We start from the raw sequence: 12624 nt of genomic DNA, 5'->3' as shown, positions 1-12624 counted from the left end.
CCGGCGAAAGCGCCCGGTCAGATCAGTGCCGCGCGCATCGCAGCGACCACTGCTGCCTCATCGACGAGCTCGGCACTCGGATCGCCTGCGACGAAGATGCGCACCTGACGCACAGCCTGATGCAGAAGCATCTCCAGCCCCGAGATCACCGTCGGCGCAGCCCATCGCGCTGCCAGCGCCGACGGCCAGGGCGCATAGGCCGCGTCCAGAAGTGCGCCGCCTGTTTCTGCGAACTTCGCCGCAACCCCGTCATCGAGAACAGTGCCGCTCGGAAGCGTCGCGACCGTCGCACTCACCGGCGCAGCATCGGCAGCGAAGTCTCTGACCACCACGGTGGTGCCCAGGCTGCTTCCCAGCGCGACCAGCCCAGCGGCGCGCTCGGGCCGGCGCGCGCGTACGTCGATCTGCTCGGCGCCGAGCTCGGCAAGAGCCACCAGAGCCGAGGAGGCCGTTGCACCGGCGCCCAGCACACGAGCGCTGGGGCAGAAGCGGATGCCGTTCTCAGCGAAAGCATCGACGATGCCCCCGACATCGGTGTTGAATCCCGCGACGGTGTCACCGAGGAGCAGTGTGTTCACCGCTCCCGTCAACTCCGCGTGGCGATCCCGCACGGATGCGACCGCATAGGCCTGCTCCTTCAGCGGCATGGTCACCGACAGGCCGCGCCATGTGCCATCGAGTTCCTCGAACGCCTCGATGAAGCCGTGGGCATCCACCCGCTGTCGGCCATACGCCCAGTCCAGCCCGAGTGCACGATAGGCAGCGCTGTGCAGGAGCGGAGATTTGCTGTGAGCGATCGGATCGCCCCAGACCGCGAGGCGACGAGACATCATTCGTTCAACACCCCTGATCGGGGTTGGCGTCGCACCACTGACCCCACTGCTCGATCGCCGCCTGATGCTCCTCGTACGTCGTGGAGAACACCGTCTCGCCCGTCGCCATGTTGATCGTCACGAAGTAGAACCAGGGGCCATCGACCGGATGCATCGCGGCCTCGATTGCTGCGCTGCTGGGGCTGGCGATCGGACCGATCGGGAGTCCTGTGTGAACGTATGTGTTCCACGGGTTGTCGTCGTACTGCGCCTCTTCAGAAGTGCTGACAACGCCGGCATGCAATTCGCCGTAGCCGTACTGCGATGTCGAATCCATCTGCAGCATCATCCCGTCATCGAGACGATTCTGAATGACGCGAGATACCTTCGCGAAGTCGTCGAGGCGACCTTCACGCTGAATTATGGATGCGATCGTCAATACCCGATTCTCGTCCCCCGCCGGAACTCCCGCCTCGGCCAGGGACTCACGCGTGCGATCCACCATCCGCTGGATGACCTGCTGAGCAGTCACATCGGGGTCAAACGTATAGACAGCCGGGAACAGCCAGCCCTCGAGGCTGTCTGCATCCACACCGTACGCCCGTGGATCGGCCACCGCAGCCTTCATCTCCTCCAACGGAATGCCGAGGCTCTCACTGATCGCGATCAACGAAGGCTCGACGGTGCCGCCTTCGGCGATTCCGACAGAATTCTCCACCTTGTTGGCGGGATTGTTGAGAGCTTCGAGAGCGGCCTCCGCCGTCATCTTCTGCTGAAGCGTGTAGATGCCCGGATAGATCGTGAAATCGATGTTCTCCTTGACGAGATAGTCATAGAAGACACCTTCAGTCTTGGTGACTCCGGCTTCGTACAGGGCTGTGGAGACCGGGCTTCCGGTATCACCGGCGAAGACTGTCACCGTTGTCTCGCCTGTTGCCAGGCCCGGCTCCCAGTCCGCCGGCTCTCCCCAGCCCATCACCTCGTTGATCCTGTCGCCGTAGTTGTTCATCGCCCAGAAACCGCCGTAGACGGCGCCGCCGATAAGGACGAGCAGAACCAGCAGCGCGATCAGACATCCCTTGCGGCGTCGTTTCTTCGGCGCGGCGTGGTGTGCTTCTTCATGCTCAGGCTGAAACAGGTCATCGAGAGTCGGCTGCTGCGCGGGTGCGGGTGCGGGTGCGGCGACGATCGGGGCGGTGCCTTCGCGGGCAGCGCCGTGACTTTCTGGCAACGCAGCTGCTGCGGCAGTCGGCGCTACGCCTTCTCGACGCGCCCGTCGTGATCCGGGCGTCGGCGGGGCAAAATCAGACGCGGGTGCGCGATGCGTCGGCGCCGGCAGGTTTTCGAACAGTGCGTCGGAAACTGAATGCGAATCGTGGTCGGGGGTCTCACGTTCGGGCATGCTCAGGCGGGCTCCTCATCAAGCGGCACAGCGACACCGGCCGGGATACCGGTGCTCTTCTCCGTGTCGATCGCGTGCTGCAGCAGAACCACCGCCGCGACCTGATCGACAATGCTACGAGAGTTTCGCTGATTTCGCCCAGAAGACCGTAAAGCCGAGTGTGCGGTGACGGTGCTCAGCCGTTCATCCATCATGCGTACGGGCACACCGGTCAGCCGCTGCAACGCGGCGGCGAACTCACGGGCATCCGTGGTTGACGGGGTATCAGCACCCTGCATGTTCACTGGCAGCCCGACGACGAACTCCATCGGCCCGTACTCCCCCGCAAGCTCTGCGATGCGGGTGAGAGAGGTGTCCGATCGTGGCACAGTTTCAACCGGGACGGCCAGCATGCCGTCCGGGTCGCATCGCGCCACACCGACGCGGGCTTTGCCCACATCGATGCCAAGCCGCACACCGCGGCGGAAGCCGCCGCTCACGCGCTACGAAGCTCCGCGACCACCGCGTCCAGCGCTGCGTCGAGTGCCGAGGAATCCGTTCCACCGCCCTGGGCCACGTCATCGCGTCCGCCGCCGCCACCACCGAGCACACCGGCCGCACGCTTCGCCAGCGCACCGGCCTTCACGCCCGCCGAGCGTGCGGAGTCGTTCGTCGCGACCACGACCACCGGGCGTCCGCCAGCAATGCCGCCCAGGGCGACCACTGCAGCAGTCGATCCCAGGCGCTCGCGCACCGAGAGCGCCAGGCCTCGGACATCGTCCGCTGAGCCCACTTCGCCGACAGACACCGCAGCGACCCGGTAGGCGCCAACCTGCTGCGCAGCCTCCGCAATCGCGGGGACACGCCCTTCGCGTTCCTTCGCTTCGAACTGTGCGATGCGCTTCTCAGCGGCCTTCAGATTCGCGGCGATCTCCGCGATCCGATCCGGCAGCTGCTCACGGGGGGTCTTGAGCGCCGTCGTCAGCTGCGAGACGATGGCACGCTCGGCGGAGAGCTCGCGGAACGCGTCCTGACCGACCAGCGCCTCGATACGGCGGTTGGATGCCCCGACCGATGCTTCACCGACCACGCTGACCAGACCGATCTCCGAGCTGGAATTCACGTGCGTCCCCGCGCACAGTTCCCGTGACCAGGGACCGCCGATGTCGACCATGCGCACGACATCTCCGTATTTCTCACCAAACAGAGCCATTGCTCCGGCTTCTTTGGCCTCGTCAAGAGAAACGATTCGCGTGGTGACCTCAAGAGCGTCCTGAACCGCGCGGTTCGTGATGTCTTCGATCTCGGTGCGTGTCTCGGCAGACAGCGCCTGTGACCACGAGAAGTCGAAGCGCATGTAACCGGCGCGGTTGAGGGAGCCCGCCTGGGTGGCGCCCGAGCCGAGCGTGTCGCGCAGGGCTGCGTGGACCAGGTGCGTTGCCGAGTGCGCCTGCCGAGCTGCGCGACGGTTCGCGGCATCCACCTGCGTAGTGGCTCGATCATCGACCGCGACGGTTCCGCTGGTGACGTGCACCGTGTGGCTGATGAGCCCGGCAACCGGCTTCTGCACGTCGAGAACGTCGAGTTCGAAACCGGCGCCGACGATGCTGCCCTTGTCAGAGACCTGTCCCCCGGACTCCGCGTACAGGGTGGTCTCCGCGAGGATGATCTCGGCAACCTGCCCCTCCGTGGCGAAGGTTGCGGGCTGACCGTCCACAAGAATGCCTAGCACACGAGAGTCGATGTTCAGATCCGAGTACCCGGCGAACCCGGTCTCACCCAGGGCACGGAACTCGCGGTACACCGAAACGTCGGCGAGTTGGCGCTTGCGACTCTTCGCATCCGCCTTCGCCCGGGTGCGTTGCTCCAGCATCAGCGAGTCGAACGACTCGCGGTCGACACTGAGTCCCGCTTCTTCGGCGATCTCCAGGGTGAGGTCGATCGGGAAGCCGTAGGTGTCGTGCAACAGGAAGGCCTCGGGGCCGGCCAGAGTCTTCTTCTCAGCCTGCTTCGTCGCATCCAGTGCGAGATCGAGGATCGTCGAGCCCTGTGCCAGCGTACGAAGGAAGGTGACCTCTTCCGCGTTCGCGAGACCGGACAGACGATCCCACTCCGTCTCCAACACCGGGTACGACGCCTTCATCGCATCGCGCGAAGCGGCGAACAGCTCGGGGAAGATCGGAGCGTCAACGCCGAGCAGCCGCATCGAGCGAACGGTGCGGCGCATCAAACGACGGAGGATATACCCGCGGCCGTCATTCGCGGGCTTCACTCCATCAGAGAGCAGCATCAGCGAAGAGCGCACGTGATCGGCAACGATGCGGAAACGGACGTCATCGGTGTGATCGACGCCGTACTTGCGTCCGGAGATCTCCATCGCGCGGTCCAGAACCGGACGCACCTGATCGGTTTCGTACATGTTCTCGGCACCCTGCTTGAACATCGCAACGCGCTCAAGCCCCATGCCGGTGTCGATGTTGCGCTTGGGCAGCGACCCGGCGATGTCGAAGTCGACCTTCGTGCGCACATCCGAAAGCAGATCCTGCATGAACACGAGATTCCAGATCTCGGTGAAGCGGTTGTCATCCACGATCGGACCACCGTCGCGGCCGTACGCCGGACCACGGTCGATGTAAATCTCTGAGCAGGGGCCACCGGGTCCTGGCTGACCGGTGTGCCAGTAGTTGTCCTCGCGCCCCATCCGCTGGATGCGCTCGGCGGGGAGGCCAGCGATCTTCTGCCAGAGCAGCGCTGCTTCGTCATCTGTCTCGTAGACGGTGACCCAGATGTCCTTCTCCGCGAAGCCGAGTCCGCCATCGGCCTCGGACGTTGTGAGCAGCTCCCACGCGTAGGAGATCGCGCCTTCCTTGAAGTAATCGCCGAAAGACCAGTTGCCCAGCATCTGGAAGAACGTTCCATGACGAGCCGTCTTGCCGACCTCTTCGATGTCGTTGGTGCGGATGCACTTCTGCACATCGGCCGCTCTCAGGAACGGAGCAGGTACGACGCCGGTCAGGTACGGCACGAACGGGACCATTCCGGCGATGGTGAACATCACCGTCGGGTCGTCGCTCACCAGCGACGCGGAGGGAACGATCGTGTGGTCGTTCTTTTCGAAGAAATTCAGGTAGCGCTGCGCGATGTCCGCGGTTTTCATAGGGGTACGGCTGTCCTTGTGTGAGACGAATAATCGCAGCACAGAGTGCTGCGACCGGCGCGGATGATCAGTTGTCGGCGGAATCGACCAGTCGAGCCTGCTGCTCGCGGTACGAATCGCTGAGGATCGCGGTGAACTCGCTGATGCGCGCGTCAACATCGGCCAGAAGGACGTGTCCGCGCGGATCTTTGTTCATGAAGTGGGCAGCTACGAACCCGCCGATCACACCGATCAGGAACCACGACAGCTTCTTCATGTGTTCTTCCTCGCCCTCAGCCCGCAAAACGCGGTGCCTCCATCGTATGCGGAAACGACAAGAGGCGTCGGGAATCCCGACGCCTCTTGGCTTGACCAGTCAGGGACCAGTCAGTGAATCAGCGAGCTGCGTAGTACTCGACGACGAGCTGCACTTCACAGGTCACGGGGACCTCAGCGCGCTTCGGACGACGAACCAGGCGAGCCTGAAGCTTGTCGAGCTCGACCTCAAGGTAACCAGGAACGGGAGGCAGGACCTCGGCGTGGCCGCCGGCTGCTGCGACCTGGAAGGGCTCGGTGCCCTCGCTCTTGGCCTTGACATGGATGAGCTGACCCGGCTTCACGCGGAACGACGGGCGGTCGACGAGCTGGCCGTCGACGAGGATGTGACGGTGCACAACCATCTGGCGAGCCTGTGCGGTGGTGCGGGCGAAGCCCGAACGCAGCACGAGAGCGTCAAGACGCATCTCGAGGAGCTCGACAAGGTTCTCACCGGTCAGGCCATCAACGCGACGAGCCTCGTTGAACGCGATGCGCAGCTGCTTCTCGCGGATACCGTACTGCTCGCGAAGACGCTGCTTCTCACGCAGACGAACAGCGTAGTCACTGTCGGTCTTGCGCTTGGTGCGGCCGTGCTCACCGGGAGCGTAGGGACGCTTCTCGAGGTAACGGGCAGCCTTCGGCGTCAGCGGGATGCCGAGGGCACGGGACAGGCGGACCTTGCGGCGGTCCTGGGACTTCGTAACCACGAAGTATTCCTTCCGATGACGTGGACGTGACTTTCACATCTCACGGACGTATCTTCTGCGTTCTGCCTTCGTGCGCACGTCGGGGCGCAGAAAAGGTGGGTGTGAACGAAGAGATGCCCGAAAACACGGTTTCGAGCCGATTCAGCTTAGCAGACGGCTTCTCAGCGATCGCCGAGGATGCGCCGGATGCGTTCAAGCCGCGATGAGATGTCGCGCTCGGCACCGAGAGGCTTCGGTTGGTAATACTGACGTCCGTCGAGTTCATCAGGCAGATACTGCTGAGGCACGATGCCGAACTCGTTGTCGTGCGGGTAGCGATATCCCTTGCCGTGGCCGAGTCGCTTGGCCCCGGCGTAGTGGGCGTCTCGCAGGTGAGCGGGGACACGCCCGAAGTTACCGGCGCGCACATCGGCGATCGCGGCGTTGATACCGGCGTATGCCGCGTTCGATTTCGCAGTGGTCGCCAGGTAGACGGTTGCCTCCGCCAGTGGGATCCGCCCCTCGGGCATCCCGATGAACGCGACAGCGTCGGCAGCAGCGTTGGCGATCACCAGCCCCTGCGGGTCGGCGAGTCCGATATCTTCTGCTGCCGAGATCACCAGCCGGCGGGCAATGAAACGCGGGTCCTCCCCCGCCTCGATCATGCGGGCGAGATAGTGCAGCGCAGCATCCGGATCTGAGCCGCGAATCGACTTGATGAACGCACTGATCACGTCATAGTGCTCGTCACCCTGACGGTCATATCTCAACAGTGCACGATCAACCGCCTGCGCCACGTCTTCGTCGGTGATCTCGGGGACGGAAGCGTCTTCGGCTGTCGACAGCGCGACGGCTGCGGCAGCTTCTAATCCGGTCAGCGCTCGCCTGGCGTCACCAGAGGCCAGACGTATCAGTGCGCGCCGCGCGTCGTCACCCGCGGTGACGGTGCCGTTGAGCCCGCGGGCATCCGAGAGTGCTCTATCGATGAGCACCCCGATGTCTTCGTCGGTCAGCGGTTGCAGCGTCAGCAGCAATGACCGGGACAACAGCGGTGAGATCACGGAGAACGACGGGTTCTCGGTGGTGGCGGCAATCAGGAGAACCCAGCCGTTCTCGACGCCGGGCAGCAGGGCATCCTGCTGAGCCTTGGTGAAGCGGTGGATCTCATCGAGGAACAGGATCGTGGTCTGACCATAGAGATCGCGCTGAGTGATCGCCTCCTGCATCACCTCTCGGACGTCTTTGACGCCGGCAGTGATCGCCGAAAGTTCCACGAACCGCCGGCGGGACGAACGCGCGATCGCCTGCGCGACGGTGGTTTTCCCGGTGCCCGGCGGCCCCCACAGGATGATCGATACAGCCCCGGGAGCGGATGCTTCGGGGTCAGCGAGCGCCACGATCGGCGAGCCGGCCCGCAGAAGATGCTGCTGACCGGCCACCTCGTCGAGGGAGACCGGACGCATCCGCACGGCAAGGGGCGTCTGTCCCGAGAGTAGTGGCGCGGATGTCATGCCTCCAGGCTAATGCGCCCCTCTGACTCCGGCGCACCGTGGCAATCGCGGTAGGCTCACAGCGGTGCCCAGGCGAGGCGCCACAGGGAGGAAAACGATGGCCGGCCGCGGATCCAAGAACGCCCAGCGCTCACGCGCCGAGACCGAGCGTGCGCGCCTGTATGCCGCTCGCACGACGTGGTATGACGGGCAGATCACCCGCCGTATCCGCGACAACACCATCGCAGGCGTCGCCGGCGGGCTCATCATCGTGGCGGCCATCGCCAGCCAGTCCGTGCATGCTGCTGTGACTGCTCCCGAGCCGGATCCGACGGAGACATCTTCGCCCACACCACTGGAGAATCCGTTCTCCGACCTATTCTTCACCGAAGCACCTGCCGAATAGTCGCAGGTCCGTGACCTCCTGGACGGAACGGTGCCATCAAGACCGCCGCTGCGCGTACTAGGCTGATCAACGTCCCTTCCCCCTCACGCGGGCTGACCGCGCAAGGAGCACATCGTGTCTGCCACCGAACCTTCGAAGCCGACTCCACCGGTCCCCACACCGCCGCGCGTTCCGACGCCGCCGCGCATGCCGGCACCGGCAGCCGCCGCGCCCGCCGCACCTGTGGTTCCCGTGGCGCCCGTCGCCTCTGCTGACTCTGCGAACTTCGGCCGCGTTGCCGAAGACGGCACCGTTGAGGTACGTGAAGGTGATGAATGGCGCGTCGTCGGGCAGTACCCGGACGGCACGAGTGATGAAGCACTCGCCTACTACGTGCGCAAGTTCGACGATCTGGCATTCAAGGTGCACACGCTCGAACAGCGTCACCAGGCCGGCGGGGCCTCCGCGAGCGATCTGACCACACAGGCGAAGCGTCTGGTGGACGACGTCACCGGGGCCGCTGCCGTCGGCGACCTGGCCTCGCTGCGGGAGCGTCTCGACACGCTCACCGGCACGCTGGCTGAGGCCAGCGAGGCCGAGGCCCAGCAGGCGAAGGCTCTTGTCGACGCCGCGATCGCCGAGCGAACCCTGCTCGTCGACGCCATCGAGCAGATCGCAGCCCGCGACCTCTCGAAGGTGCAGTGGAAGCAGGTCACCGCCGAAGTGACCGCGCTCTTCGATACCTGGCAGGCGCAGCAGCAGAGCGGACCGCGCCTTCCGAAGGGCATCTCGCAGCAGCTGTGGAAGCGATTCCGCGACGCACGCTCCGTCGTTGATAAGAGCCGTCGCAGTTTCTACGCAGAGCTCGATGAGACCCACAAGCATGCTCGCAGCGAGAAGAATCAGCTGATCGAGCGTGCGGAAGCCCTCGCGCCGAAGGGCGTCGACGGCATCCCCGCGTATCGCAATCTTCTCGACGAGTGGAAGGCGTCCGGCCGCGCCGGCCGAAAGGCCGATGACGCGCTGTGGGCGCGTTTCAAGGCCGCAGGCGACGCACTGTACGCGGCTCGTGCCGAGCAATCGGCCGCGGAAGAAGCCGAGTCCGCGCCGAAGATCGAGGCCAAGAACGCCCTGCTGGATGAAGCGAAGGCTGTCGCTGATGAGTCGAACATCAAGCAGGCTCGTGCGCTGCTGACACGCATTCAGCGCCAGTGGGACGAGATCGGGCGCGTCTTCCCTCGCGAGAAGGAGCGTGCACTCGATGACAAGCTCCGCACCGTCGAGCAGTCGTTGAAGTCACGCGAAGAGGTCGACTGGAAGCGCAACAACCCGGAGACCAAGGCGCGCGCCAACGACATGAGCCAGCAGCTGCTGGACACCATCACCAAGCTGGAGGCTGAGCGCGACGCCGCCGAGAAGGCTGGAGATGCAAAGGCGCTCAAGGAAGCCACCGAAGCACTCGAAGCACGTAAGGCGTGGTTGAGCGCTCTCGAAGGCTGATCTTATCCACAGCTGCCCCGGGAACGGCGTCAGCACGGCACACTGAAAGTGTGAACCCGCTGCTGCTGTATCGGCCCGGGGCATTGCTGTCCCAGCCGGAACTGTGCTCTGCGCGCCTGGATGGTCTGCTGTTCGAGATCGACGATGCCTATATGCCCGCCGACATCCCGGAGGATGCGGATGCTCGCGTCACGGCGCTGGCACCGATCCTCTCCCCCGGTTATGCGGCCAGCGGCACGACCGCAGCCTGGCTCCAGGGCATCGGCAGTCGCGCTCCGCTTCGCCACCATATTCAGCGCACGTCGATGCGTCGTCACCGGGTAGCGCCGCACCGAGATGTGGTCGTACACCAGGTGCAACTACCTGAGGAGGACGTGCAGCTGATCTCGTCGACACTGGTGACAACGCCGCTGCGGACGCTGACGGACCTCGCGATCCGCGCAGAGAAAGACACCGAGAGCGGCGCCTGGCTGCTTCTGGTGGCGCAACAGCAACCGCAACTCGTAGCCGTCGCCATCGACTGCCTCGAGACGCGTTCGAGAGTACCCGGCAAACGTTCGGCCCTGCGACGGCTGAACGACTTCCTGGAGTCAGCGCATCAGGACGTGGTCACCCGATACACGTCGTAAACCGCGTCGATGCGACGCACGGCGTTGAGTACACGATCCAAGTGCACGGAGTCGCCCATCTCGAACACGAAACGGCTGATCGCCAAGCGACTGTCGTTCGTGTTCACGGTCGCAGACAGGATGTTCACATGGTGCTCGCTGAGCACCCGGGTGACGTCGGAGAGCAGTGCAGCCCGATCCAGCGCTTCGACCTGGATCTGAACGCGGAACACGCTCTTGGTCGTCGGTGCCCAGGAGACCTCGACGAAACGTTCCTGCTCGGCACCGAGGGCTTTCACGTTGGCACAGTCAACGCGATGAACCGAGACACCACTGCCACGTGTCACGAAGCCGACGATCTCGTCACCGGGAACCGGCGTGCAGCACTTGGCGAGCTTCACGAGAATGTCGTCCGCGCCGCGGACGAGGATGCCGGAATCGCCCGCGCGCGGTTCGCGCAGGTGCGGACGGCCCGGAATCGTGATCGCCCCGGTACCGGTGTCGTTCGCCGCGGTGAGGGCAGTAACCTTCTCCAGCACGGACTGCGTGGAGACGTGGCCCTCACCGACGGCGGCGTACAGCGCGTCGACGTCTTCGTAATGCAACTGCTGAGCGACCTGGGCGAACGAGTCCTGACCCATCAGCCGTTGCAGCGGCAGGTTCTGCCGGCGCATCGACCGTGCGATGGATTCCTTGCCCTGCTCAATCGCTTCTTCGCGACGTTCCTTCGTGAACCAGCCGCGAATCTTGTTGCGGGCACGGGTGCTCTTGACGAAGCTCAGCCAGTCCTGGCTCGGACTGGCGTCCGGGTTCTTCGAGGTGAACACTTCAATGACGTCGCCGCTTTTGACCTCGGTCTCCAGCGGGACGAGCCGGCCGTTGACCTTCGCACCCATTGTGCGGTGGCCGATCTCGGTGTGCACGGCGTAGGCGAAGTCGACCGGTGTCGCGCCGGCAGGCAGCCCGATCACCCGTCCCTTCGGCGTGAACACGTAAACTTCCTTCGCACCGATTTCGAAGCGCAGCGAGTCGAGGAACTCGCTCGGATCCGCGGTTTCTGCTTGCCAGTCCGAGATGTGCGCAAGCCAGGTCATATCGGTGTCGGTCGGCACGGTACCGGGCTTGCCACCGGCCATCCGCTCTTTGTACATCCAGTGTGCGGCAACACCGAATTCCGCTTGCTGGTGCATCTCGTGCGTGCGGATCTGAATCTCCACCGTACGGCCGCTCGGGCCGATCACCGTGGTGTGCAGTGACTGGTAGAGATTGAACTTCGGCGTCGCGATGTAGTCCTTGAACCGGCCGGGCAGCGGCGTCCAGCGTGCGTGAATAGCACCGAGAACCGCGTAGCAGTCACGCACCGAGCCTACGAGCACCCGAATGCCGATGAGGTCGTAGATGTCATCGAACTCCCGTCCGCGCACAACCATCTTCTGGTACACCGAGTACAGCTGCTTCGGTCGTCCGCCCACTTTGCCGCGGATACGGAGGTCGTGCAGGTCCTCATTGATCGATTCGATGACCTGCTTCAGATACTTCTCTCGCTGCGGGGTGCGCTGCGCGATAAGACTGTTGATCTCGACATAGATTTTGGGGTGCAAGACAGCGAACGAGAGGTCTTCGAGCTCGGACTTTATCGTCTGGATACCGAGGCGGTTGGCAAGGGGCGCGTAGATCTCCAGTGTCTCTCTGGCCTTCTTCTCCGCCTTCTCGGGTGGAACGAAGCCCCAGGTGCGCGCATTGTGGAGCCGGTCGGCGAGTTTGATGAGCAGAACACGCAGGTCTTTCGACATTGCGACGATCATCTTGCGGACCGTTTCGGCCTGCGCGCTTTCGCCGTACTTGACCTTGTCGAGCTTGGTGACGCCATCCACGAGCATGGCGACTTCGTCACCGAAGGTCTCCGTCAGTTCAGACAGCGCATACCCGGTGTCTTCGACGGTGTCATGAAGCAGCGCTGCCGCAATGGCTCGTGGCCCCAGCCCCATCTCGGCCAGGATCTGGGCGACGGCGAGCGGGTGGGTGATGTATGGCTCACCGCTTTGCCGCTTCTGACCCTCGTGCTTTTGCTTCGCGACGTTGTAGGCCTGCGTGATGATCGCCAGGTCACCTTTAGGGTGGCTGGCCCGAACCGTGCGGATCAGGTTGTCGAGATCGTTGACCCGGGGCGCACGCGAGAAGATTCGGGGCACGAGTCTTCTCAAACTCGATCCCTGCGTCGACGCGTTCGCCTCCGCCATCACTTCACCTCCGGGTCAGAACATCTTACGCGTGTGCCAGCACATCGGCTGCGCTCGAACGATTACGC

General features: G+C 64.1%; 11 protein-coding genes. 3 read left to right on the top strand and 8 right to left on the bottom strand.

Going from position 1 to position 12624, the window contains the following annotated elements:
* Window positions 1-17: 17 nt before the first annotated feature.
* The 7 genes from ACW5CM_RS11425 to ACW5CM_RS11395 all read right to left on the bottom strand — a co-directional run bounded on the left by ACW5CM_RS11425 (window position 18) and on the right by ACW5CM_RS11395 (window position 7844).
* Complete coding sequence (locus tag ACW5CM_RS11425; protein ID WP_457125068.1) at window positions 18-830, bottom strand: shikimate dehydrogenase family protein; 813 nt, start codon at window positions 828-830, stop codon at window positions 18-20.
* A gap of 7 nt (window positions 831-837) precedes the next feature.
* Window positions 838-2214 carry an endolytic transglycosylase MltG gene (gene mltG / locus ACW5CM_RS11420; RefSeq protein ID WP_457125067.1) on the bottom strand — a complete coding sequence of 459 codons (1377 nt, stop codon included), beginning with the start codon at window positions 2212-2214 and terminating at the stop codon, window positions 838-840.
* A 2-nt stretch (window positions 2215-2216) separates the two neighbouring features.
* Window positions 2217-2693, bottom strand: a complete 477-nt coding sequence (gene ruvX / locus ACW5CM_RS11415) for a Holliday junction resolvase RuvX (protein WP_438254530.1) — start codon at window positions 2691-2693, stop codon at window positions 2217-2219.
* A complete protein-coding gene (gene alaS / locus ACW5CM_RS11410) occupies window positions 2690-5350 on the bottom strand; it encodes an alanine--tRNA ligase (RefSeq protein WP_457125066.1) in 2661 nt (886 codons plus the stop codon). Before alaS ends, ruvX begins: the two co-directional genes overlap by 4 nt.
* Window positions 5351-5417: 67 nt before the next feature.
* On the bottom strand, window positions 5418-5606 hold the full coding sequence (locus tag ACW5CM_RS11405) for a hypothetical protein (protein WP_438254527.1): 189 nt from the start codon (window positions 5604-5606) through the stop codon (window positions 5418-5420).
* A 118-nt stretch (window positions 5607-5724) separates the two neighbouring features.
* Complete coding sequence (rpsD, locus tag ACW5CM_RS11400; protein WP_438254526.1) at window positions 5725-6354, bottom strand: 30S ribosomal protein S4; 630 nt, start codon at window positions 6352-6354, stop codon at window positions 5725-5727.
* Between the two features lie 161 nt (window positions 6355-6515).
* A complete protein-coding gene (locus ACW5CM_RS11395) occupies window positions 6516-7844 on the bottom strand; it encodes a replication-associated recombination protein A (RefSeq protein WP_438254525.1) in 1329 nt (442 codons plus the stop codon).
* A gap of 97 nt (window positions 7845-7941) precedes the next feature.
* Here ACW5CM_RS11395 and ACW5CM_RS11390 point away from each other — a divergent pair, with 97 nt between their 5' ends.
* From ACW5CM_RS11390 to ACW5CM_RS11380, 3 genes are all read left to right on the top strand, one after another.
* Window positions 7942-8229, top strand: a complete 288-nt coding sequence (locus ACW5CM_RS11390; protein ID WP_457125065.1) for a hypothetical protein — start codon at window positions 7942-7944, stop codon at window positions 8227-8229.
* A gap of 114 nt (window positions 8230-8343) precedes the next feature.
* A complete protein-coding gene (locus ACW5CM_RS11385) occupies window positions 8344-9708 on the top strand; it encodes a DUF349 domain-containing protein (RefSeq protein ID WP_457125064.1) in 1365 nt (454 codons plus the stop codon).
* 50 nt (window positions 9709-9758) lie between these two features.
* Window positions 9759-10337, top strand: a complete 579-nt coding sequence (locus ACW5CM_RS11380) for a type IV toxin-antitoxin system AbiEi family antitoxin (RefSeq protein ID WP_457125063.1) — start codon at window positions 9759-9761, stop codon at window positions 10335-10337.
* Here ACW5CM_RS11380 and ACW5CM_RS11375 read toward each other — a convergent pair.
* Window positions 10307-12556: a RelA/SpoT family protein gene (locus ACW5CM_RS11375; protein WP_439254602.1), complete on the bottom strand. Its 2250-nt coding sequence runs from the start codon at window positions 12554-12556 to the stop codon at window positions 10307-10309. The genes ACW5CM_RS11380 and ACW5CM_RS11375 overlap by 31 nt on opposite strands.
* Window positions 12557-12624: the final 68 nt, after the last annotated feature.

The organism is Microbacterium wangyouchuni (assembly GCF_054072595.1).
Note: the sequence above shows the minus strand (reverse complement) of the source record. Positions and strands in the feature narration are given on the sequence as shown.

What these genes read in the sequence shown, in the direction of transcription:
- ACW5CM_RS11425 (WP_457125068.1), bottom strand. Translation starts at nt 830, where the DNA reads ATGTCTCGTCGCCTCGCGGTCTGGGGCGATCCGATCGCTCACAGCAAA.
- mltG (WP_457125067.1), bottom strand. Translation starts at nt 2,214, where the DNA reads ATGCCCGAACGTGAGACCCCCGACCACGATTCGCATTCAGTTTCCGAC.
- alaS (WP_457125066.1), bottom strand. Translation starts at nt 5,350, where the DNA reads ATGAAAACCGCGGACATCGCGCAGCGCTACCTGAATTTCTTCGAAAAG.
- ACW5CM_RS11405 (WP_438254527.1), bottom strand. Translation starts at nt 5,606, where the DNA reads ATGAAGAAGCTGTCGTGGTTCCTGATCGGTGTGATCGGCGGGTTCGTA.
- ACW5CM_RS11395 (WP_438254525.1), bottom strand. Translation starts at nt 7,844, where the DNA reads ATGACATCCGCGCCACTACTCTCGGGACAGACGCCCCTTGCCGTGCGG.
- ACW5CM_RS11390 (WP_457125065.1), top strand. Translation starts at nt 7,942, where the DNA reads ATGGCCGGCCGCGGATCCAAGAACGCCCAGCGCTCACGCGCCGAGACC.
- ACW5CM_RS11375 (WP_439254602.1), bottom strand. Translation starts at nt 12,556, where the DNA reads ATGGCGGAGGCGAACGCGTCGACGCAGGGATCGAGTTTGAGAAGACTC.